This window comes from Acinetobacter sp. LipI_23 (assembly GCF_058243045.1).
This window is the reverse complement of sequence record NZ_JBZAYJ010000001.1, coordinates 2,251,819-2,272,792: the sequence shown is the minus strand read 5'-3', so window position 1 is coordinate 2,272,792 and position 20,974 is coordinate 2,251,819. Positions and strand designations below refer to the sequence as shown.

The following is a 20,974-nucleotide window of genomic DNA, read 5'->3' as shown; positions in this document are numbered from 1 at the left end:
CAATTCATCACACGAATAAATAGAAAAATGCGTTGCTTGTTTGATTAATAATTGATCAAATGATTTTGGTTGTCACTGATTGATAGGTCGTTGTGGTCTTTAATACATAAATAATGTGGGGTGACGCTTGAAAATAAGGCGGAGAAGACCCATCTTATAACAGAGTCTTATGAGTTTATTATTAAGATAAACTAATGAAAAATAAGTTAAAATGTAGAAAAATTAATTAAATTTGAATTGAATTTTGAGCAATTGTTCCCATATATCCATCAAGTTCGAAATTTATTGTGAGGAAAACAAGAATGCGATTTGAAAAATTCACAAACCGCTTACAGCAAGCTCTCTCAGATGCTCAATCACTTGCAGTGGGGAAAGACCATACCGCAATTGAAGGTATTCATATCTTATCAACATTGTTAGATGAAACCTCCAATCTGAGTTTGTTGCAACAAGCGGGTGCTAATTTACCTGCTTTACAAAGTAAATTAAAACAAGCACTAGCTGATGCACCAACACTGACAAATCCTACAGGTGACGTCAATTTAAGTTCAGAGGCTGTCAAAGCGCTGAATTTGGCAGATAGCTTCGCGCAAAAAGCAGGCGATGAGTTTTTGTCTACCGATTGGGTGATGCAAGCCTTGGCCGAAGTGGGGGCAACTAAAACGCTACTCAACAGCGTGGGCGTACAAGCAGACAGCTTACGAAAAGTCATTTTAAAAATTCGAGGTGATGAGAAAGTCATGAGCAACAATCATGAAGATCAACGTGATTCTCTGAATAAATACACCATTGATTTAACTGAACGCGCACTTGCAGGTAAGTTAGATCCTGTGATTGGGCGTGATGACGAGATTCGTCGTACCATTCAAGTTTTGTCGCGTCGTACCAAAAATAACCCAGTGTTGATTGGTGAACCCGGGGTAGGTAAAACAGCCATTGTTGAAGGCTTGGCACAGCGGATTATTAACCGTGAAGTACCTGAAAGCCTACAAGGTAAACGTGTTTTATCCTTAGATTTGGGTTCTTTGCTTGCGGGTGCCAAATACCGAGGCGAGTTTGAAGAGCGCTTAAAAGCAGTACTGAAAGATTTGTCTAAACAGGATGGTGAAGTCATTTTGTTCATCGACGAATTACATACGCTGGTAGGCGCAGGTAAAGGCGATGGTGCAATGGATGCAGGTAATATGTTGAAACCTGCTCTGGCACGTGGTGAGTTACGCTGTGTTGGTGCAACCACATTAGATGAATATCGTCAGTACATTGAGAAAGATGCTGCGCTAGAGCGTCGCTTCCAAAAAGTGTTGGTCGATGAGCCGAGTGTGGAAGACACCATTGCGATTTTACGTGGTTTGAAAGAGCGCTATGAAGTGCACCATGGTGTGAAAATTTTAGACTCTGCCATCATTGCAGCAGCGAAAATGTCACATCGTTATATCACCGACCGTCAATTGCCTGATAAAGCGATTGATTTGATTGATGAAGCGGCTTCTCGTATCAAAATGGAGCTGGACTCTAAGCCAGAAGCTTTGGATAAACTTGAGCGTCGTTTGATTCAATTGAAACTGCAACTTGAAGCAGTGAAAAAAGATGAAGATGCAGGTAGTCGTGCGGAAGTCGCTCATCTTGAAAAGCAAATTAGCGAAGTTCAACATGAATACAATGATTTAGAAGAGGTTTGGAAAGCTGAAAAAACCTTAGTTGAAGGTACCAAACAAGTTCAAGCTGAATTGGATCAGGCGCGTATTGCGCTGCAAAAAGCGCAGCGTGAAAACGACTTAGGTGAAATGTCGCGTCTTCAGTATGGTGTGATTCCAGAGTTGGAAAAACGTCTCAATGAAGAAGAAGTCGTTGAGGAAAAAGAAGAGCCAAAACTACTGCGTAACAAAGTCACTGACAATGAAATTGCAGAAGTCGTTAGTGCTGCTACGGGCATTCCAGTGGCTAAAATGATGCAAGGTGAACGTGAGAAACTTCTCCATATGGAAGAGTTCCTACATAACCGTGTCGTCGGACAAGATGATGCTGTGGTTGCAGTATCCAATGCGGTTCGTCGTTCGCGTGCTGGCTTGTCTGACCCGAACCGACCAAGCGGCTCGTTCTTATTCTTGGGCCCAACTGGTGTTGGTAAAACAGAGTTGACTAAAGCACTGGCAAACTTCTTATTTGATAGTGACGATGCCATGATTCGTATCGACATGTCCGAGTTTATGGAAAAACACTCTGTCAGTCGTTTGGTGGGTGCGCCTCCTGGTTATGTCGGCTACGAAGAAGGTGGTGTGTTAACTGAAGCTGTACGCCGTAAACCGTATAGTGTCGTGCTGTTCGATGAAGTGGAAAAAGCACATCCCGATGTGTTTAACATCTTGCTCCAAGTGTTGGATGATGGTCGCTTAACGGATTCGCAAGGTCGCGTGGTTGACTTTAAAAATACTGTGATCGTCATGACATCGAATTTAGGTTCGAGTGATGTGCGTGAGTTGGGTGATAATCCTTTGGATGAAGAAGTTCGAGCAGTGGTGATGAATGCTGTGACGCAACATTTCCGTCCAGAGTTTATCAACCGTATTGATGAATTAGTGGTCTTCCATTCACTCAAAAAAGCGCAAATTCGTGGTATTGCCGATATCCAATTGGATCGTTTACGTGATCGTTTGGTTGAAAAAGATATGCGCTTAACGGTGGATGATCAAGCCTTTGACTTATTGATTGACGCTGGTTTTGACCCCGTTTACGGTGCACGCCCATTGAAACGTGCCATCCAACAACAGGTTGAAAACAACTTAGCTCAAAAAATATTGTCTGGTTACTATGTGGCTGGAGACAATATTATGATCACTGCACAAGATGGTCAGTTGAGCTTTGACAAAGTGAAAATGAGTTAATCGTGTAAATGGTTCATTGAAACTAAAAAACCCAGCTTCGGCTGGGTTTTTTATTGCGGGATAGAAATGTTAAAAGCTGACATTTTTAAGCCAAAATGTGACGTAAGTTTTCACATTTATGTGATGGGTATGGCATCTAAGTGATTTATTTGCAAAACAATTATCTTTATTTAAAGATTCTCTTTATAATTTATTTTAATAAAAAACAAACAACTTGAGATAGAAGAAATGACTCAATTGAAGTGGGGTATTGGAGGCGTACTTACGCTTGCTGTGGTCGCAGTAGGGGGGAATCTTTATGCGGATAAAAGCTTGAAGGCTTATTATCAACACAGCACCAAACAATCGAATGATTTAAAGTTGCAATATCAACAATTTCAAATGGGGGCTTTAAATGGCAGTGCGAACTGGACCGCTGAATTAGTCCTAGACCCATGTAAACCGAAAGAAGTGATCCAATTGAAGGGGCAGGATCATATTCAACGGAGTTGGAATGGATATGCGATTCGTTCAGATATTAATATTACGCAAGCACCCGGCGCACTTCAGTCTTTGTTGAAGGAACCACTTAAAGTACAAAGCAAAGTGAATTGGTTGGGTACTTTGAATAGTACCTTGACTACGCCAGTGATTACCCGCAATGAAGCTCAACTCCAGTCTAGATTAGACCCGATGACATTAAAGTTTCGCGCAAAACCGATCGAACAACAGTTAAAGATACTGGATTTACAGCTTGAAATTCCGAATTTAACAGTCACCGATCCAAATATACATTTGCAAATGGTGGGGCTGAAGTTAGAAAGTAACCAAGGGCTGAATGGTGAATATCTTGAGGCGGGGGAAACCAAAATTAAGATGGATCTGCTGAAAATGTCAGATCGAGATATCAATAAACCGATCAATGCTGAACTGAAGAATTTTAGTATAGAAACACAAAGTGAGCTGACAGACCGAGTTGTAAACACCGAAATGTTGTTGCGTCTAGATGAAATGAAAATGCCTTCAGCACCCGCAGTCCAAAACGTACAGTTTAATTTTAATGTACTCGATGTAAACCGGCAGAAATTACAGACGCTGTTTGATATTTTGGCGAAAAGTGAAAACAGTTGTTTGGCAAAAGAGGCAATGGAAAAAGATATGGAGCCTGCTTTATTGGCCGTGATCAATGAAGGTTTCCGTTTTGAATCCAAAGAGAACCAATTTGCTATTGGGGAAGGTGTTGCGCAGGCGAATGTGACGGGGCGTATTATGCCGAGTCATCAATCGACGGTGATGGGTATGGTGAAAATGATGCCGAGTTTAATGGAATACAAAGCAGATATTCAGTTTGATAAAAATATGATCTCGCGCATCATGAATAATTATCTGCAAAAAGGTGGCGTCAGCATGTCTGATCAAGAGATCGAAACCATGCTTTCGACGATGCAGAGTTCAGGGCAGGTGAAACGTGAAGGGAATGTCATGAAAATGTCAGTTGATTACAAATATGGGCAAACCAATTTCCTGACTGAATAATGCAAAATATGATGGTGTAACATATAAAAAAGGGACGTATTTCGTCCCTTTTTTATATCTGAAAATTGTCTAATACATAATTTAGTGAAGATGAAAGACCTACTGATATTTCATCTTCAGTGCATTAGTTTTTTGGATGGGTAATTTTCCATGCACGGTGGATTTTTTGATTGCGCTTGAAATCTGGCCCAATGGTTTCATTGGTAATTTCTTCGACATCAAAGAACGCCAAAATTTCTTCGTCCATTTCAAAACCACGGTAGTTGTTTGAGAAGTACAACGTACCATCCGTGGTTAAACGGTTCATCGCACGTTTAAGCAATGATAAATGGTCGCGTTGTACGTCAAAGGTACCATAGAACTTTTTAGAGTTTGAGAAAGTCGGTGGGTCAATAAAGATCAGCTCATACTGTTCATGACCTTCTTTTAACCACTCAAAACAGTCGCTGGCAAAGAACTGATGTTGTTCATCAGCATGATCGACTGTTAAGCCGTTCAAGACGAAGTTCTCTTTAGACCAGTTCAAATATGTATTTGAAAGATCGACGCTGGTGGTACTTGCCGCACCGCCTAAAGCTGCATGTAAGCTGGCTGTAGAGGTATAGCTATACAGGTTCAAGAAGTGCTTACCACGCGCTTCTTGTGCAATGCGTAAACGCATTTGACGGTGGTCTAAGAACAAGCCGGTATCTAAGTAATCGGTTAGATTGACTAAAATTTTCGCTTTGCCTTCTTGTACGATAAAACGCTTCGAAGCCGTACTCTGCTTGGTATATTGAGTTTTACCTTCTTGGCGAGCACGCGTTTTGATAAAGATCGCATCACGACCAAGACCTGTCACCGCACGAATCGCCTGTAAAGCAAGGTTGAAACGCTTTTTGGCTTTTTCAGGATCGATTTTTTTCGGTGGCGCATATTCTTGGACGTGTAAACGTTCACCATACAAATCGACTGCGACGTTAAAGTCTGGAAGGTCAGCATCATATAAACGTAAACAGTGAATGTTTTCTTTTACTGCCCATTTCTTTAAGGTCTGCATGTTCTTTTGTAAACGGTTAGCAAAGTCTTCAGCACCTTCAATCGCTTCAAACTGTTGCGGTTGCCATGTTTCCAAGAAAGGTTTGACTACTGCAACTGGCTTAACTGAACCTGAACGTACGTAAATTGGCAGTTTACCATTCATCAAACGCATGGTTTGCGGGTCATTCAGCGCCAATACATCGGCTTGCTCGACGGCTGCGGCGATAACTGCTGCGGTTTGATTTGGGAAGTTCTTTTGCAGCAAAGCAGATAAGCCTAAATATAAAGCACGGTTTGAGGCTTTATCACCCAAACGCTCACCATAAGGTGGGTTGGTCACAATAAAGGCTGTTTTTCCTTCGGCTTCAAAGTTTGGCCAGTCTGCTAAAGTCCGTTCTTCGATTTGGATCTGGTCAAGTACACGTTCAAAACCCGCAGCAATAATGTTTTGCTTAGTGGCTTTTACTGCTTCCCAGTCTGCATCAAATGCGTAGAACTTAGGGAGAGGTTGTTCCAAGGCTGTTTGATGGCGTTCAGCTGCTTCTGCTTTAATGCTCATCCACAGATCATGATCATGGCCATTCCAGCCATTGAAACCGAAACGACGAACTAAACCAGGTGCGCGGTCAGTCAGCATCATCAATGCTTCAATAATGAACGTCCCTGAACCACACATTGGGTCAAGGAAAATATCGGGTCTTTTTGCAAGAAGCTTGGCTTTTTGTAAAATCGCAGCCGCTAAGTTTTCTTTAATAGGGGCATCGGTCATATAACGACGGTAGCCACGTTTATGCAATGAATCACCAGATAAGTCTAAACAGTAGGTGTGTTCAGTTTTGCCTGCGAGTGCATAAATGGTAATTTCAGGTTGCTTAATATCAATACTTGGGCGCTTACCCACAGCTTCCATGAATGAATCGACGATACCGTCTTTCACACGTAAAGTTGCAAACTGGCTGTTCACCTTAATTTCACGTTCAATATGTAAACGAACGGCGAAGGTGCTTTGTGGTGCAAAAATCAGTGACCAATCAAAGTTCATTGCACCTTCGTAGAGCTCTTCAGCAACATCACGTGCGTCATGGCTAAATTCCAGCTCATGGACATGAATTGGTGTGAGTACACGCGACGCAAGACGCGACCACATACAAATGCGATAGGCATGTTCCAGTGTACCTTTGAAAACTAAACGCCCAGGAAAACGTTCAATGTTTTGAACACCTAAACCTTCTAATTCTTCTTGGAGTAAGGTTTCTAAGCCATCGGCACACGTAACCCAATAGCTGCTTAAACGCGAAGCGGTTTTCATAAATTTGAGAGACCAAAATAAAACAAAATAAACTCGCTAAAGTTTAACGTATTTTGCCTCTGAATGGTTTTTTAAATATGCCTCTACTCAGCGGAAATATCAAAATAAATGAATCACCATGTGAACAATAACGTTTTTGGTACGTATTTTGCTAATTCCTTGCAAGTTTAATTTGCTGACTGATTTCTGATAGATCGTTAGTAAATATTTTTCACTTGAAAGGGGATGAATATGTCGACCAAGTTAGATCGCGGTGTTGTAAGTCATGCTGATGCTTTTTCAATTGCAACTTTACTTTATGCACGTCTGCGCCGTGTATCGGGGCGTGTAATTGATGTGATGTATTTGGTGGAAAATCCAAGTTATGCACGTCAAATGGCAGAGCTTGCTTTAAGTACGGAAGATGCTGAACTGATTCGATTGGTGAGTCGTTTAGACAGTGTCATGGATGTTTTTAACTATGAAGAAACCGCCGTGATTGAAAAACCTAAACAGGTCGACACGACACGACATGAGTTGGAAGCCACTGAAGAAGAAATCTACCGTGCCCAGGTGTCACATCACTATATTGGCGCTTTACGATAAGAATCGCTGAAGTTGGATCGCTCTCGCAAGAGAGCTTTTTTAAATGTCCGCTTGGGATAAATGAGATAAGAAACTCTATAGAATTGATATTTATAGCAATTTGATGAACTCTGAATTTAGCTAATTTAGCCTTTGATGGTTTAATTTAACTGGTTGAAATAATAGATAAGAATTTCATAATCTTAGTTTTGAAGCCGATGATAATTAAGGCAATTGTTTTAAACTGAGGTCCAAATCAAAAAGAAAATCTGTATAATGCGTTAACTTAACGTACAAGGAATCTCTCATGCACTTGGCAGCATTGCATACTCCGAGTCAGATTCAACTCAACCAAGATGGTCATCTCAAACACTTCCTCACCATCGAAGGTCTTTCTAAAGAAACTCTTACAAAAATATTGGACACCGCGCAGTCCTTTTTTAATGACCAAAATCAGCTGATTACCAACAACCTCTTAGAAGGTCGAACGGTAATGAACCTTTTCTTTGAAAACTCAACCCGTACTCGTACCACTTTTGAAGCAGCGGCAAAACGTCTTTCTGCAAATGTATTAAATATTGATATCGCACGTTCAAGTACTTCCAAAGGGGAGACGCTCAGAGACACTTTGTGGAACTTAGAAGCGATGGCTGCGGATATTTTTGTGGTACGTCATTCTTCGTCGGGTGCAGCACATTTTATTGCCCAAACCGTTTGTCCGCATGTTGCAATTATCAATGCAGGTGATGGCCGTCATGCGCATCCAACACAAGCTATGTTGGACATGCTGACCATTCGCCGTGAAACCAAAAAGAAATTTGAAGATATTTCAATTGCCATTATTGGTGATATTAAACACTCACGCGTGGCGCGTTCAGATGTTGCTGCATTACAAACATTGGGGTGTAAGGACATTCGTGTAATTGCACCGAATACACTGCTGCCATACGGCTTTGATGAATATGGTGAAGGTGTACGTCTATTTAATAACATGGAAGCAGGAATTCAAGACTGCGACGTGATTATTACCTTACGTATTCAAAATGAACGCATTGATTCGCCTGCGCTGTCATCTCAAGCTGAATTCTACAAAATGTACGGTTTAAACAAAGAACGTCTTGCAATGGCAAAAACTGATTGCATCGTGATGCATCCGGGGCCTATGAACCGTGGTGTAGAGATTGATTCCAGTATTGCCGATGGTCCACAGTCTGTGATTTTAAATCAGGTGACCAACGGAATTGCTGTACGTATGGCAGTTTTGGCACTTGCAATGCAAGGTCAACTGCAAGAGCAAGGTTTGTTAGACGCGATTGCGGTATAAGGAATAAGTCATGACTGTTGTAAAAATTGAAAATGTACGTGTTCTTGACCCAATTCATCAAACAGATACGGTTCAAACGGTATATATCGAAAATGGCAAGTTGGTTGCTGAAACAGCCAATGTCACTGAAACAATTGATGGTCAAGGCAAGTGGTTGATGCCAACCATGGTGGACTTATGTGCACGCCTACGTGAGCCAGGTCAGCAGCAGCACGGGACATTAAAATCAGAAGGTCGTGCTGCGCGTGAAAATGGTATTTTGCATGTGTTTACACCGCCAGACTCAAAACCGATTGTGCAAGACAATGGTGCTTTGATTCATGGTTTGATGGAAAAAGCGATGCTGGATGGCGGCATTTATCTGGAAGTGATTGGTGCTCAAACCCAAGGCTTACAAGGTAAGCAACCTGCAAATATGGCGGGTCTTAAAAAGGGCGGTTGTACAGCCGTTTCAAATGCCAATGCGCCTTTTGCAGACGATGATGTGGTGCTGCGCACTTTAGAATACGCAGCTGGCCTTGGCATGACGGTGGTGTTTTATGCAGAAGAACCGCAAATTGCCAAAGATGGCTGTGTCCATGAGGGCTTTGTGGCATCGCGTCAGGGCTTACCAACCATCCCTGCGATTGCCGAAACCATTGCCATTGCCAAGTATTTGTTAATGATTGAAGCGACAGGTGTTCGTGCCCACTTTGGTTTATTGTCTACAGGTGCTTCTGTCGATTTGATCAAAATTGCCAAAGATAAAGGCCTGCCAGTTACATGTGATGTGGCAATGCATCAGCTGCATTTAACAGATCAGCTGATTGATGGCTTTAACTCACTTGCACACGTCCGTCCGCCATTACGTGCTGAGTCGGATAAAGAGCTCCTGCGCCAAGGCGTGAAAAGTGGCGTGATTGATGCGATTTGTACGCATCATGAACCGCTGAGCAGCTCTGCAAAGCTAGCACCATTTGCTGAAACACAGCCAGGCATTACCGCTTTTGATACCTATGTAGCTTTTGGTGTGCAATTGGTGCGCGAAGGTTTGTTCAGTCCTTTGGAATGGGTCGAAAAAGTCACGATTGCACCAGCCACGGTAGCCAATATGCTTGAACGTTGGTCTGCTGAAGCTGGCTGGGTGTTGATTGATCCTGAGTTAGACTGGATTGTGAATAAAGACAATATTTTGTCGCAAGGTAAAAATACGCCTTTGATCAATCAAGTGGTGAAAGGAAAAGTTCTAAAAACTTTTGCAGCTTAAATATTGCCTTAAACGTGGATTAAAAAGTCAGCTTCGGCTGGCTTTTTTATTGGGCCTAGGTAAAACTGATGCAAATACAATATTTTACAAAGTGTAAAAAATGAACAGATAAACTGGAAAATGATGATGAAAACAATGAGAAAAAGTGGGGTAAGACTTCATGAATGTCGATTTTATGGATTTACTAAAACAAAATGTCTCTGCAATTGTTTTAGAGGGTGATACACAACATTTACTTGAAAAAAATCAAGCAATTCAATCCTTTTTACCAATTTTACTGTCTATATTAAAGTCAAAATCTGAATTGATTCCTGCATTTCAACAGCAGTTGAATCCACGTCTCAATGATGCTTTTGCATCGAATGTCAGTCTAAAGCAACAGTTTTTGGAGCATGTCCGCGGGGCAGCGTCCGCAGATGAAATTGAAAGTACCTTGAGCCGTTCGATTACACCTGCATTAGCATTTTTAGCCACTGAGGCAGGCTCTTCAGAACCTGAAGCGATTTCCCATTTACTACAGGTCAACACGGATTCCATTAGTCGTGCGTTACCTGAGTGGGCCAATGCATTACTGGCTGGATTAGGGGTAAATACCTTACAAGGACAGGCTACACATGTCGCACCTGCAAGTGTACATGCCACAAAAGTAGACGAGAAACGGTCATTTTTACTGCCAGTTTTGGCTTTAATTATTTTTGCGGCATTGTTTGCTTTTATTTTTAGGGCCTGTACCGACAAAGCCAAGACTGAAACAGCACCTGCTGCAAATATGAATGCCAGTCAGCCCGCTAAATTTCAAATCACCACAGGGGCAACAGGAGACTTGGTTACCTGCCAAATTTTCTCAGCCAATGCGGCTTATGTTGAAATTTTGCAAAAAGAAGTAAAGCAAATTTTTAATAACAGCATCGGCTGTGGTGCAGATATGCAGAGTATGTATCACACTGAATTTATTGACCAAGATGCGATACCCAGTGTAATCAGTGCGTTGAAAGGTGTGCCAAATGTAAATTTAACATGGTTTGGCAATCAGTTATCGATTCAATCGCAAGATCCAGCCAATGCACTTAAAGTGGCAGATCAAATTAAACCTTTACTGCGTAATATGACAGTTGTGACTCAGCAACCACTGGATGTAAACCGTGCCGTGGATACCAGTATTAGTGATGCTGAGCGTGCGCTGGCAGAAATTAATCCTGAGCAAGTTCGAGCACTAGACGTTGCCACGGCATTGAATTTACAAATTATTAACTTTGATACAGCTTCATCGGCGATACCTGATGTCAATAAGTCGATTTTGGATCAGGCTGCAGCACTGATGCAAAAAGCACCTCAAGTCAAACTGACCGTGATGGGGCATACAGATGCAACGGGAGATGCGGCAGTCAATAAAACCTTGTCGCAAAATCGAGCGCAGGCGGTGGTGGATTATTTAATTTTTAAAGGCGTCGATCCTGCGCAGTTGCGAGCGATTGGTTATGGCCAAGAAAAGCCAATTGCAGACAATCAAACCGATGAAGGTAAGTTTAAAAACCGCCGTATCGAGTTTGAGGTTTTAAATACAGACTCTGGTGTGGTGCGTGAAGTAGATGAACGTGGTGTAGAAAAGGTCAACTAAGTGATACTTTAACCCTGCTACGGCAGGGTTCTTTTATTTAGATACTCGCATAAAAGCTTATTTTTTGGTTAAATACGCTGCGAAAAACAACAGCCTTATGGTTTTATAACAATGATGAAGAACACAATTTTTGCCAGTCTAATCTTGAGCAGTTTATTTTTAAGTGCTTGTAACCGAACAGAGAATAAAACAGAAACGGTTGCTGAACCGCAAGAGATGTCAGATTGGAGTTGTACGGCTCCTGCCAATGTCGAACAAATTCAAGCGCATTTAAAAGCTGAATACTTAAAAGCCCTAGACCGCCGTTTGCGTGATAGCCGTGAATATGAGGCCGATGAAAAATTATTAACACAGATTAATAACGGTATTCGTTTTGAAATTAAAGGGATTTCAACGACCACAGAAAAGCCTGAAACTGCGAAGCAATTGGATTGTGAAAGTCAGTTGGTGGTGATTTTCCCGAAAGGGTTACAGAAACGTGCTGAAAATGCGTTTTTAGCGCGTCCATGCGAAGAGTGTGAGGACGGTTATCAAAGTACTTTGCGTGATGTTTTAGAAGAGGGTGAATATTCACTCAACTTAGACAATGATCAGCTACAAGGTGCATTTAGCTATAACATCATTAAAACGGATAAAGAAGGCATTAGCCTCAATGTACCGAACCAAAATGGCGTGATTGATGGTGTAGTGTTGGTGACTCAGCATGCGGTTCAGTTTGCGGCATATGAAAAAGAAAATGCAGAAATACAAAAGAATATAAAACAATATAATGAGCAAGAAGTTGCGCAGATGGAACTGGCACAGAAAGCCATGAATATTCGTAAGAAGGAACTGGATACTGACCAAGTCAAGGTAGTGGAACGACTGAACCAAACTTGGGACAATTTCACTGAGGAGCAAAAACAGCAGCTACAACAAGACCAAACTGAGTGGTTTGAAAAACGTGATGTAGACTGTAAAGTGATTTCCCAAAAAAGTGTCTACCAAATGACGGATAGTGAAAAAGAAACCTATCAAAAGCAGTCGCAATATTGGGATGATGCTTTACGTGCCCAAGATCAACAATTGCAATATACCAAGTGCTTTAACCAAAAAACCAATGAGCGCATTGTGTATTTAAATAATGTGTTTAATTAATTGGGCTATATTGAAAATACGCTTTATTGAATATTTATAGAATGAGAAAAGGACGAATATGATTCGTCCTTTTTTATTTAGATTGTATTTTCTTCCTTGGTTTAGAAGGTAGGAGGCATATAGGTTAGGCTACGGCCTAAAATCCAAAGTAGGAACAGCACCAAAGGCAGGTGGAAAACCAATTGAGTGACGGTAAAGCCGATCACATCTTTGGCTTTTAATTTGAGAATGCCAAGCATTGGCAGCATAAAAAATGGGTTGATTAAATTCGGCAAGGCTTCAGCAGCATTATAGATTTGCACCGACCAGCCCAAATGCACTTTTAAATCATGTGCAGCTTGCATGACATAGGGTGCTTCAATAATCCATTTACCACCGCCAGAAGGAATGAAAAAGCCTAAAATGGCAGAATATAAGCCCATCACAATGGCAAAGGTCTCTTTGGAGGCAATCGAAACAAAAAACTCAGCAATATAATGTGATAGCGATAAATCATGGCTGTTTAACGCTTGCGTCATCATAAAGGCGATACTGCCATACAGTGGAAACTGAATTAGGACACCTGAAACCGCTGGCACGGCTTTGGTGACAGCATTGAGGAAATTTCGTGGCGTACCATGCAGTGCAATACCCAGCATCAGGAAAATAAAGTTGTAGGTATTTAGGCTTGAAATGGCCAAGATCGGATTACTTTTGCTGAACTCATTGAACATCCAAACTAGACCCAAGAGCACAATCAAGATACTCAATAAAGGCGAGTTCTCTAACCAGTCTCCTGGGCGTTTTGTGGTTGCTGTCGGCTTAGTTTCTTCCTCAAACTGGATGGGGAATTGATCAATGGTTTTAATGTCTTGCCCTTTGGGTGCAGACCAAAATGCAATAGCAATCGAGGCAATAATCAATACAGCCGTCATGATCATGGACTGTGGCAAGAAAATGGTTTCGGTGAAGGGAATCACACCGGTTAGATTGTAAATTGATTCGGGCAGGCTGGCTTTGTTGGCTTGCAGTTGTGCCGCAGAAGAACTAATACCTAAGGCCCACGTCGCTCCCATACCAATAATCGCGGCGGCAGCGGCAGCACGATAGTCCATATTCAGTTCTTTGCGTTTAGCTAAAGCAATCACCAGCAGGGCAGTCAGTACCGTACTCATGGCCCAGTTAATCAGCGAAATTAATAAACTGACTGTCGCAACAAGAACAATCGCACCGCGGCCACTATGGGGAATTCGAGCCATTTTTTGAATCAGCAGTTCTACAGGCTTTGAAACAGAAACCACATAACCAACCACAATCAGCTACACATTTGTAAGGTAAAAGGGATCAGACTCCAAAAACCATCACCAAAGGACACTGCGACATCTTTGGCAGGTGCGCCAATGCTGATCGAAGCAATCGCGACGATCACGACACCCAATAGGGCAAAAATATAAGAGTCTGGAAACCATTTCTCCGACCAATCACTGACACGTAGTGCAAAACGTTGCAAAATATTTTGAGAGTTTTCCATGCATTGATTCCATTTTTATCTATGAGGTATGAATTTTTGATTCAGCCTATCCGTGCTGATAGAAATGCCTTTAAAACAGGATCGCTGCTTTAAAGGCATTGGATTATTTTTTCTATTGTATAAATGATGTTGAATTAACGGATCAGAGCAACACCTGTCACTTTTTGAATCTCTTCAAAACTGACATCTTTCGCCAGTTCAACTAATTTCACACCTTCATGCGTAATGTCCATGACACCGAGATCAGTAATCACGCGATGTACGACATTTTTGCCTGTCAGGGGCAGGCTACATTGCTCGACAATTTTCGGCGTACCATCTTTTGCAGAGTGTTCCATGAGCACCACCACTTTTTGTACTCCAGCCACCAAATCCATCGCACCGCCCATGCCTTTGACTTTTTTACCCGGAATCATCCAATTGGCCAAATCGCCATTTTGTGAGACTTCCATTGCCCCTAAAATGGCGATATTGACATGACCTCCACGGATCATGGCAAAAGAATCTGCACTAGAGAAAAATGCGGCGCCCTGACGTGCAGTAACAGTTTGTTTTCCAGCATTGATTAAATCGGCATCGACTGTTTCGGCTGTTGGAAACTCGCCAATACCCAATAATCCATTTTCAGACTGCAACCAGACGTTGACGTTTTTAGGAATATAGTTGGCTACCAGTGTGGGTAAACCAATGCCTAAATTGACATAAAAACCATCTTCCAGCTCAAGCGCTGCACGTTGTGCCATTTCATTACGAGACCAAGCCATGGGTTAAGCCTCCTCTTTTAATGTGAGTTGTTCGATACGTTTTTCAGGGTTTGCATTCAGCACAATGCGATTGACATAAATACCCGGCAGGTGAATTTGGTCTGGATCTAAAGCGCCAATTTCAACAATTTCCTCAACTTCGACAATGCAGACTTTTCCAGCCATCGCACATACAGGGTTAAAGTTTTGTGCGGTTTTACGGAAAATTAAGTTACCTGCAGTATCGGCCTTGTATGCCTTCACGAGTGCAATGTCTGCGGTGAGTGAGTTTTCTAGAATATAAGGTTTGCCATTAAACACACGCTCTTCTTTGCCTTCGGCAATGAGCGTACCGACGCCTGTTGCGGTAAAGAAAGCGGGAATACCTGCACCTCCAGCACGGAGTTTTTCTGCCAGTGTACCTTGAGGGGTGAGCTCCACTTCAAGCTCACCACTTAAGAACTGACGTTCAAATTCTTTGTTTTCACCTACATAAGAAGCAATCATTTTTTTGATTTGTTTGCTTTCTAATAAGAGCCCTAAGCCGAAACCATCGACTCCTGCATTGTTCGAAATACAGGTGAGGTTTTTCACGCCCGTTTGTTTTAAGGCCGCAATCAGACTTTCTGGAATACCGCATAGATCAAAGCCACCAACCGCTAGGGTTTGACCATCTTGAACTACATCTTGCAGTGCATCCTTTGCACTTGAATAAACTTTATTGACCATAGTGTTCTCGTTATCAATTGAATAGCTTAGGCACAGTGCTTTTGCCAGTAGGCATTGGCATAGTTAGATGGATTGGTGCGTTGCAGTACTTGGCTGATGTTTTGGCTGGCAATCATCAGTGCATCAAGATCAATCCCTGTGTCATAACCCATGTTGGAGAGTAGGTAGTAAAGGTCTTCTGTGGACACATTGCCTGATGCGCCTTTGGCATAAGGGCAGCCACCTAAACCTGCAATGGACGAATCAAATACACGAATGCCTTGTTCTAAAGACTGGTAAATATTGGCAATGGCCATGCCATAGGTATTATGAAAATGTCCTGCTAAACTCGCGGCATCCATTTCAGCTAAACATGCCTGCCAGACTTTTTTCACACGGTCTGGTGTCGCCGTGCCGATCGTTTCACCTAAGGACACTTCATAACAGCCCATGTCTAGCAAACGTTGACTGACGTGTGCAACTTTGCTCGGTGCAATTGCACCTTCATAGGGGCAGTCGACAATACAAGACACATAACCACGCACTTTGATGTTATGGGCTTTCGCCGCAGCCATGATGTCTGCAAATTTTTCAAAGCTTTCGTCAATGGAGCAATTGATGTTCTTTTGGGTAAAGCTTTCAGAGGCTGCGGTAAAAACGGCAACCTCCTGACAGCCGACTGCCAGAGCAGACTCAAATCCTTTTAAGTTCGGAGTCAGTAAACTAAAACTGATATTCGGATCTTTGGGTAAGCTGGCAAAGAGTTCATCACTCTGTGCCATTTGTGGAACCCACTTTGCAGAGACGCAAGAACCCACTTCAATGGCACTGAGTCCTGTCTGCATTAAATCTAAAATCAGTTTACGACGGTCATCCAAGGTGAGCGGTGTCTTTTCATTTTGCAAACCATCTCGAGGCCCGACTTCGACAATTTTGACAAATTCACTCATGCGGCACCTTCCAAGCTCGAAAACTCAACCAATTCATCACCCGCTTTGACCTGATCACCGACTTGGAAGTAAGCTGCAGAGACAATGCCATCATGTGGAGCACGAATTGAATATTCAATTTTCATCGCTTCCAGCGTGAGGAGGACATCATCTTTTTTTACTGCGCTGTTGTTTTGTACCAAGACTTGCGTAATCACACCTGGCATTGGTGCTTTTAAGTTGTTGGCATCAGAAGCATCATCTTCCGTATTAAAGTTAGGCTTAATATGTGCAAACTTATAGCTTTGGCCATCTGCATACAGGGTTAGGCCCTGTGCATTTGAACTATAAGCATAGGTCTTTTTACTTGTTGCACATTCAATTTTAGCTAAATGTGCCTCTAACAATTCACCCTGAATGAAAACGCTCTTTCCATTGTACTTCGCTGTAAAGCCTTTTGCTGTTGGGCTGAAATAGACTTTATGTTCTTCATCGTTTAGTGCCAGTTTAATGGCATAGCTGGCATTAAGATTTAAACGCCATAGAGACTCGGCTTGCCATACAGGATTTGCAGCTGTTTTATTGCTGGTAAAGCGGGACAAAAGTTCAATCAATGCCGCCGTAATAATGAGCTCTGAAGAGGCTGTTTCATTGTGTTGCAGTAAAAATGCTTCTTCACGTTGAATTAAGTCGGTGTCTAAGTTGGCGGTCTTAAACGATTCTGAACGGACCAAACGGTCTAAGAATGCAATGTTATTGCCCAAGCCATCGACATGAAACTGACTGAGTGCATGGTGCATTTGGGTGAGAGCTGCTTCACGATTCTTCGCCCAAACAATTAATTTTGCAATCATTGGGTCGTAAAAGGTCGTGATTTCATCCCCTTCAACAATGCCACTGTCTACGCGGACATGCTCATTTTGCTGAGGGTAGTGCAGGTAGTGAATTTTCCCAATCGCAGGTAAGAAACCTTTTTCAGGCTCTTCAGCATAGACACGCGCTTCTAATGCATGGCCATGAATACTGAGCTCGTGTTGTTGTTTAGGCAGCGGTTCACCAAAAGCGACACGTAGTTGCCATTCCACCAAATCTTGCCCTGTAATCATCTCTGTTACAGGATGTTCAACTTGCAGGCGGGTATTCATTTCCATGAAATACGCCGTGCCGTCTTGTTCCACAATAAACTCAACTGTCCCTGCACCGACATAATCTACTGCACGTGCTGCATCAATAGCGGCTTGGCGCATGGCTTCGAGTTTTGGCTCTGCCATTTGGGGTGCAGGCGCTTCTTCTAGTACTTTTTGATGGCGACGTTGTACCGAACAGTCGCGTTCAAATAGGTGCACATAGTTACCATGCGTATCACCAAAAACTTGTACTTCAATATGGCGCGGTTGTACTACATAGCGTTCAACCAGAACATCGTCATTGCCAAAGCTTGAACGTGCCTCACTTTTACATGAAACCAAATGGCTTAAAAAGTCTTCGCCTCGATCAACCAAACGCATGCCTTTACCACCACCGCCAGCACTGGCTTTAATCAGCACAGGGTAGCCAATGGCATCGGCTTGTTGTTTTAAAAAGTCAGGATCTTGGTTAGTGCCATGGTAGCCCGGTGTCAGCGGTACGCCTGCTTTTTCCATTAAAGATTTAGAGGTGGCTTTTAGGCCCATGGCTAAAATGGCATCTACAGGTGGACCAATAAAGACAATGTTGTTTTTTTGGCAGGCATTGGCAAATTGGTCATTTTCAGATAGAAAGCCATAACCTGGATGAATTGCTTCTGCGCCTGTATCTAAGGCAGCTTGGATAATACGTTCAATTTGTAGATAGCTTTGTGCAGCAGGGGATTCGCCGATATAAATGGCTTCGTCGGCTTGTTGCACGTGCTGTGCTTGAGCGTCAGCATCTGAATAGACTGCAACGGTGGCAATGCCCATTTTTTTTGCAGTTCGGATCACACGACAAGCAATTTCACCACGGTTTGCAATTAAGATTTTATTAAACATATCGATATCCTTTCTTGTTGTTATGCCGTCGTCTTGATCCAGACTGGACTGTGTTTGTTTAAAAAAGCATTTAAGCCATTTTTCGCCTCTGATCCTTGGCGTACATGGGCAATATGTTGTGCGGTTTGCAACAATAATGCTTCGGTTAACACTTGCTGATCGACCATTTGGATAAGTTGTTTTGAAGCCGTTTGTGCTTCTGGCCCACCCAAAAGTAAGACATCGACTATTTCTGTGACTTTTTCATCTAACTGTTCAGCATCGGCCACCACATGCGCCAGACCAATGTGTAGGGCTTGTTCGGCAGAAATACGTTCTGCGGTTAAAAAGTAGCGTGAAGCTTGACGTGCGCCAATCGCACGAATCACATAAGGACTAATGGTTGAAGGGGCTAAACCTAAGTGCACTTCAGATGTCGCAAACTTAGCATCGCTGCTTGCGACACAAATATCACAGGCAGAAGCTAGTCCCATGCCACCACCAAAAGCAATGCCTTGCACGCGGGCGATGGTCGGTTGTTTTAAAGTCGCTAAACTTTGTAGCATTTTCGCTAGTTTTAATGCATCGGCTTCATTTTCAGCCTGTGAGGCTTGTCCTGCTTCTTTCATCCAGTTCAGGTCAGCACCCGCCGAGAAGCTTTTGCCACGTCCTGCTAAAATCACGACACGGACATCATCACGTGTATTGAGTTCGCTAAAGCAGCGGTGCAGTTCTTCAATCACTTGAGTATTGAAGGCATTATGCATTTCTGCACGATTAATCCATACCGTTGCCACTTGGTCGCGTTGTTCGAGTTGTAAATATTGAAAGCTCATCGCTCATCTCCTACATGCGGAACACGCCGAATTTGGTCGGTTGAATGGGTGCATTTAAGGCTGCAGCTAAACTTAAACCGAGCACCTGACGGCTTTGTGCAGGGTCAATCACACCGTCATCCCACAAACGCGCCGATGCATAATATGGATGGCCTTGACGTTCAAATTGGTCACGGAAGGGTTGTTTAAAATCATCTTCTTCTGCGACTGACCAAGACTCACCACGTTTTTCGATTTGGTCTCGTTTTAAGGTCGACAATACACTTGCCGCTTGTTCACCACCCATCACCGAAATACGCGAGTTCGGCCATGTCCACATGAAGCGTGGTGAATAGGCACGACCACACATACCATAGTTGCCTGCACCAAATGAACCACCAATCACAAGGGTAAGTTTCGGTACGTTCGCAGTTGCAACAGCCATGACCAGTTTAGCGCCATTTTTGGCAATGCCTTCATTTTCGTATTGGCGACCGACCATAAAGCCAGTGATGTTCTGGAGGAACAGGAGGGGAATATTGCGCTGCGTACATAACTCAATAAAGTGAGCCCCTTTTTGTGCAGACTCTGAAAATAAAATACCGTTGTTGGCAATAATGCCAACGGGCATGCCATAGATTTTGGCAAAACCTGTGACTAAGGTGGTGCCAAAGCGAGCTTTGAATTCATCAAAACGTGAACCATCGACAATACGCGCAATCACTTCACGAATATCGAATGGTTTGCGTGCATCACTTGGCACAACACCATACAGTTCTGTTGCATCAAATAATGGTTCTTCAATCTCTGTTGCACGCGTATGTGGTGTTTTATTCAGGTTGGCTACGATGTTACGAGCAATGGCAATAGCATGTTCGTCGTTTTCAGCCAAATGATCCGCTACACCAGACAGGCGAGTATGCACATCACCACCGCCTAAGTCTTCACTGCTGACCACTTCACCTGTTGCAGCTTTCACCAGTGGTGGGCCGCCTAAGAAAATCGTCCCTTGATTACGCACAATAATGGTTTCATCAGACATGGCAGGTACGTATGCACCCCCAGCTGTACAACTGCCCATTACCACCGCAATTTGGGCAATCCCCATGCTCGACATGCGTGCTTGGTTATAGAAAATACGTCCAAAGTGATCACGGTCAGGGAAAACTTCATCCTGCATCGGTAAATATGCACCACCTGAGTCAACCAAATAAATACATGGCAGATGGTTTTGCTCCGCAATTTCTTGAGCACGTAAGTGTTTTTTCACAGTCAGTGGGTAGTACGTGCCGCCTTTTACTGTCGCATCGTTGGCGACGATCATACAGGTCACACCATTGACCTGACCTACACCAGCAACGACACCAGCCGCAGGCACATCGTCTGCGTAGACGTTTTGTGCTGCCAACTGACCAATTTCAAGGAATGCCGTGCCTGCATCAATTAACTGATCAATACGATCACGTGCTAACAGTTTTCCGCGTGCCAAATGTTTTTGTCGCGCCGCTTCACCACCGCCTAAAGCAATTTGTTCTGCTTTTTGCTTTAAGTCATCGACCAAGCTTTGCATCGCGGTTTGGTTGGTTTTGAAGTCTTCACTTCGAATATTGATCTTGCTATGTAATTGATTCATCACGAACATCCTTGTCATTTTTATTGTTGTGGA

14 protein-coding genes and 1 pseudogene are annotated in these 20,974 nt (G+C 42.9%); 7 read left to right on the top strand and 8 right to left on the bottom strand.

What is annotated here, in order from left to right; translation table 11 throughout:
* The first annotated feature begins 302 nt into the window (after positions 1 to 302).
* Both clpB and AC4CVD_RS11130 read left to right on the top strand, forming a co-directional pair.
* Positions 303 to 2,882 (top strand): ATP-dependent chaperone ClpB, encoded by a 2,580-nt coding sequence (gene clpB / locus AC4CVD_RS11135; protein ID WP_078426236.1) that lies wholly within the window; start codon positions 303 to 305, stop codon positions 2,880 to 2,882.
* Positions 2,883 to 3,110: 228 nt separating this feature from the next.
* On the top strand, positions 3,111 to 4,397 hold the full coding sequence (locus tag AC4CVD_RS11130; RefSeq protein WP_078426235.1) for a DUF945 family protein: 1,287 nt from the start codon (positions 3,111 to 3,113) through the stop codon (positions 4,395 to 4,397).
* Positions 4,398 to 4,521: 124 nt separating this feature from the next.
* On the opposite strand, the gene rlmKL is transcribed toward AC4CVD_RS11130, so the two are convergent.
* The gene (gene rlmKL / locus AC4CVD_RS11125; protein ID WP_490753113.1) at positions 4,522 to 6,726 is read right to left on the bottom strand and encodes a bifunctional 23S rRNA (guanine(2069)-N(7))-methyltransferase RlmK/23S rRNA (guanine(2445)-N(2))-methyltransferase RlmL; all 2,205 of its coding nucleotides are present in this window, start codon (positions 6,724 to 6,726) and stop codon (positions 4,522 to 4,524) included.
* A 231-nt stretch (positions 6,727 to 6,957) separates the two neighbouring features.
* Here rlmKL and AC4CVD_RS11120 point away from each other — a divergent pair, with 231 nt between their 5' ends.
* The 5 genes from AC4CVD_RS11120 to AC4CVD_RS11100 all read left to right on the top strand — a co-directional run bounded on the left by AC4CVD_RS11120 (position 6,958) and on the right by AC4CVD_RS11100 (position 12,615).
* Positions 6,958 to 7,311, top strand: a complete 354-nt coding sequence (locus AC4CVD_RS11120; protein ID WP_004696191.1) for a hypothetical protein — start codon at positions 6,958 to 6,960, stop codon at positions 7,309 to 7,311.
* A 286-nt stretch (positions 7,312 to 7,597) separates the two neighbouring features.
* On the top strand, positions 7,598 to 8,614 hold the full coding sequence (locus AC4CVD_RS11115) for an aspartate carbamoyltransferase catalytic subunit (protein WP_125273513.1): 1,017 nt from the start codon (positions 7,598 to 7,600) through the stop codon (positions 8,612 to 8,614).
* Between the two features lie 10 nt (positions 8,615 to 8,624).
* Positions 8,625 to 9,860, top strand: coding sequence for a dihydroorotase (locus tag AC4CVD_RS11110; protein ID WP_490753112.1), 1,236 nt, complete (start codon positions 8,625 to 8,627; stop codon positions 9,858 to 9,860).
* A 160-nt stretch (positions 9,861 to 10,020) separates the two neighbouring features.
* Entirely contained in the window at positions 10,021 to 11,478 is a 1,458-nt protein-coding gene (locus AC4CVD_RS11105) for an OmpA family protein (RefSeq protein WP_490753111.1), read from the top strand.
* A 111-nt stretch (positions 11,479 to 11,589) separates the two neighbouring features.
* The gene (locus AC4CVD_RS11100; protein WP_114836820.1) at positions 11,590 to 12,615 is read left to right on the top strand and encodes a DUF1311 domain-containing protein; all 1,026 of its coding nucleotides are present in this window, start codon (positions 11,590 to 11,592) and stop codon (positions 12,613 to 12,615) included.
* Between the two features lie 101 nt (positions 12,616 to 12,716).
* On the opposite strand, the pseudogene AC4CVD_RS11095 reads toward AC4CVD_RS11100, so the two are convergent.
* The 7 genes and pseudogenes from AC4CVD_RS11095 to AC4CVD_RS11065 all read right to left on the bottom strand — a co-directional run bounded on the left by AC4CVD_RS11095 (position 12,717) and on the right by AC4CVD_RS11065 (position 20,941).
* Positions 12,717 to 14,125: pseudogene (locus AC4CVD_RS11095) on the bottom strand (short-chain fatty acid transporter).
* Positions 14,126 to 14,259: 134 nt separating this feature from the next.
* The gene (locus AC4CVD_RS11090; RefSeq protein ID WP_490753110.1) at positions 14,260 to 14,889 is read right to left on the bottom strand and encodes a CoA transferase subunit B; all 630 of its coding nucleotides are present in this window, start codon (positions 14,887 to 14,889) and stop codon (positions 14,260 to 14,262) included.
* Between the two features lie 3 nt (positions 14,890 to 14,892).
* On the bottom strand, positions 14,893 to 15,597 hold the full coding sequence (locus AC4CVD_RS11085) for a CoA transferase subunit A (protein WP_490753109.1): 705 nt from the start codon (positions 15,595 to 15,597) through the stop codon (positions 14,893 to 14,895).
* A gap of 26 nt (positions 15,598 to 15,623) precedes the next feature.
* Positions 15,624 to 16,526 (bottom strand): hydroxymethylglutaryl-CoA lyase, encoded by a 903-nt coding sequence (locus AC4CVD_RS11080; RefSeq protein WP_490753108.1) that lies wholly within the window; start codon positions 16,524 to 16,526, stop codon positions 15,624 to 15,626.
* Positions 16,523 to 18,514, bottom strand: a complete 1,992-nt coding sequence (locus AC4CVD_RS11075) for an acetyl/propionyl/methylcrotonyl-CoA carboxylase subunit alpha (protein ID WP_490753107.1) — start codon at positions 18,512 to 18,514, stop codon at positions 16,523 to 16,525. The genes AC4CVD_RS11080 and AC4CVD_RS11075 overlap by 4 nt, the downstream gene beginning before the upstream one ends.
* A gap of 20 nt (positions 18,515 to 18,534) precedes the next feature.
* Complete coding sequence (locus tag AC4CVD_RS11070) at positions 18,535 to 19,329, bottom strand: enoyl-CoA hydratase/isomerase family protein (RefSeq protein ID WP_490753106.1); 795 nt, start codon at positions 19,327 to 19,329, stop codon at positions 18,535 to 18,537.
* Positions 19,330 to 19,339: 10 nt separating this feature from the next.
* Positions 19,340 to 20,941 (bottom strand): carboxyl transferase domain-containing protein, encoded by a 1,602-nt coding sequence (locus tag AC4CVD_RS11065; RefSeq protein ID WP_490753105.1) that lies wholly within the window; start codon positions 20,939 to 20,941, stop codon positions 19,340 to 19,342.
* Between the last annotated feature and the right edge of the window lie 33 nt (positions 20,942 to 20,974).

Bases quoted from the DNA above. Each gene is read 5' to 3' on its own strand.
- AC4CVD_RS11065 (WP_490753105.1), bottom strand. From the start codon at position 20,941: ATGAATCAATTACATAGCAAGATCAATATTCGAAGTGAAGACTTCAAA.
- AC4CVD_RS11080 (WP_490753108.1), bottom strand. From the start codon at position 16,526: ATGAGTGAATTTGTCAAAATTGTCGAAGTCGGGCCTCGAGATGGTTTG.
- AC4CVD_RS11120 (WP_004696191.1), top strand. From the start codon at position 6,958: ATGTCGACCAAGTTAGATCGCGGTGTTGTAAGTCATGCTGATGCTTTT.
- AC4CVD_RS11130 (WP_078426235.1), top strand. From the start codon at position 3,111: ATGACTCAATTGAAGTGGGGTATTGGAGGCGTACTTACGCTTGCTGTG.
- AC4CVD_RS11075 (WP_490753107.1), bottom strand. From the start codon at position 18,514: ATGTTTAATAAAATCTTAATTGCAAACCGTGGTGAAATTGCTTGTCGT.
- AC4CVD_RS11090 (WP_490753110.1), bottom strand. From the start codon at position 14,889: ATGGCTTGGTCTCGTAATGAAATGGCACAACGTGCAGCGCTTGAGCTG.
- AC4CVD_RS11085 (WP_490753109.1), bottom strand. From the start codon at position 15,597: ATGGTCAATAAAGTTTATTCAAGTGCAAAGGATGCACTGCAAGATGTA.
- AC4CVD_RS11070 (WP_490753106.1), bottom strand. From the start codon at position 19,329: ATGAGCTTTCAATATTTACAACTCGAACAACGCGACCAAGTGGCAACG.
- AC4CVD_RS11115 (WP_125273513.1), top strand. From the start codon at position 7,598: ATGCACTTGGCAGCATTGCATACTCCGAGTCAGATTCAACTCAACCAA.
- AC4CVD_RS11110 (WP_490753112.1), top strand. From the start codon at position 8,625: ATGACTGTTGTAAAAATTGAAAATGTACGTGTTCTTGACCCAATTCAT.
- AC4CVD_RS11100 (WP_114836820.1), top strand. From the start codon at position 11,590: ATGATGAAGAACACAATTTTTGCCAGTCTAATCTTGAGCAGTTTATTT.
- AC4CVD_RS11105 (WP_490753111.1), top strand. From the start codon at position 10,021: ATGAATGTCGATTTTATGGATTTACTAAAACAAAATGTCTCTGCAATT.
- clpB (WP_078426236.1), top strand. From the start codon at position 303: ATGCGATTTGAAAAATTCACAAACCGCTTACAGCAAGCTCTCTCAGAT.
- rlmKL (WP_490753113.1), bottom strand. From the start codon at position 6,726: ATGAAAACCGCTTCGCGTTTAAGCAGCTATTGGGTTACGTGTGCCGAT.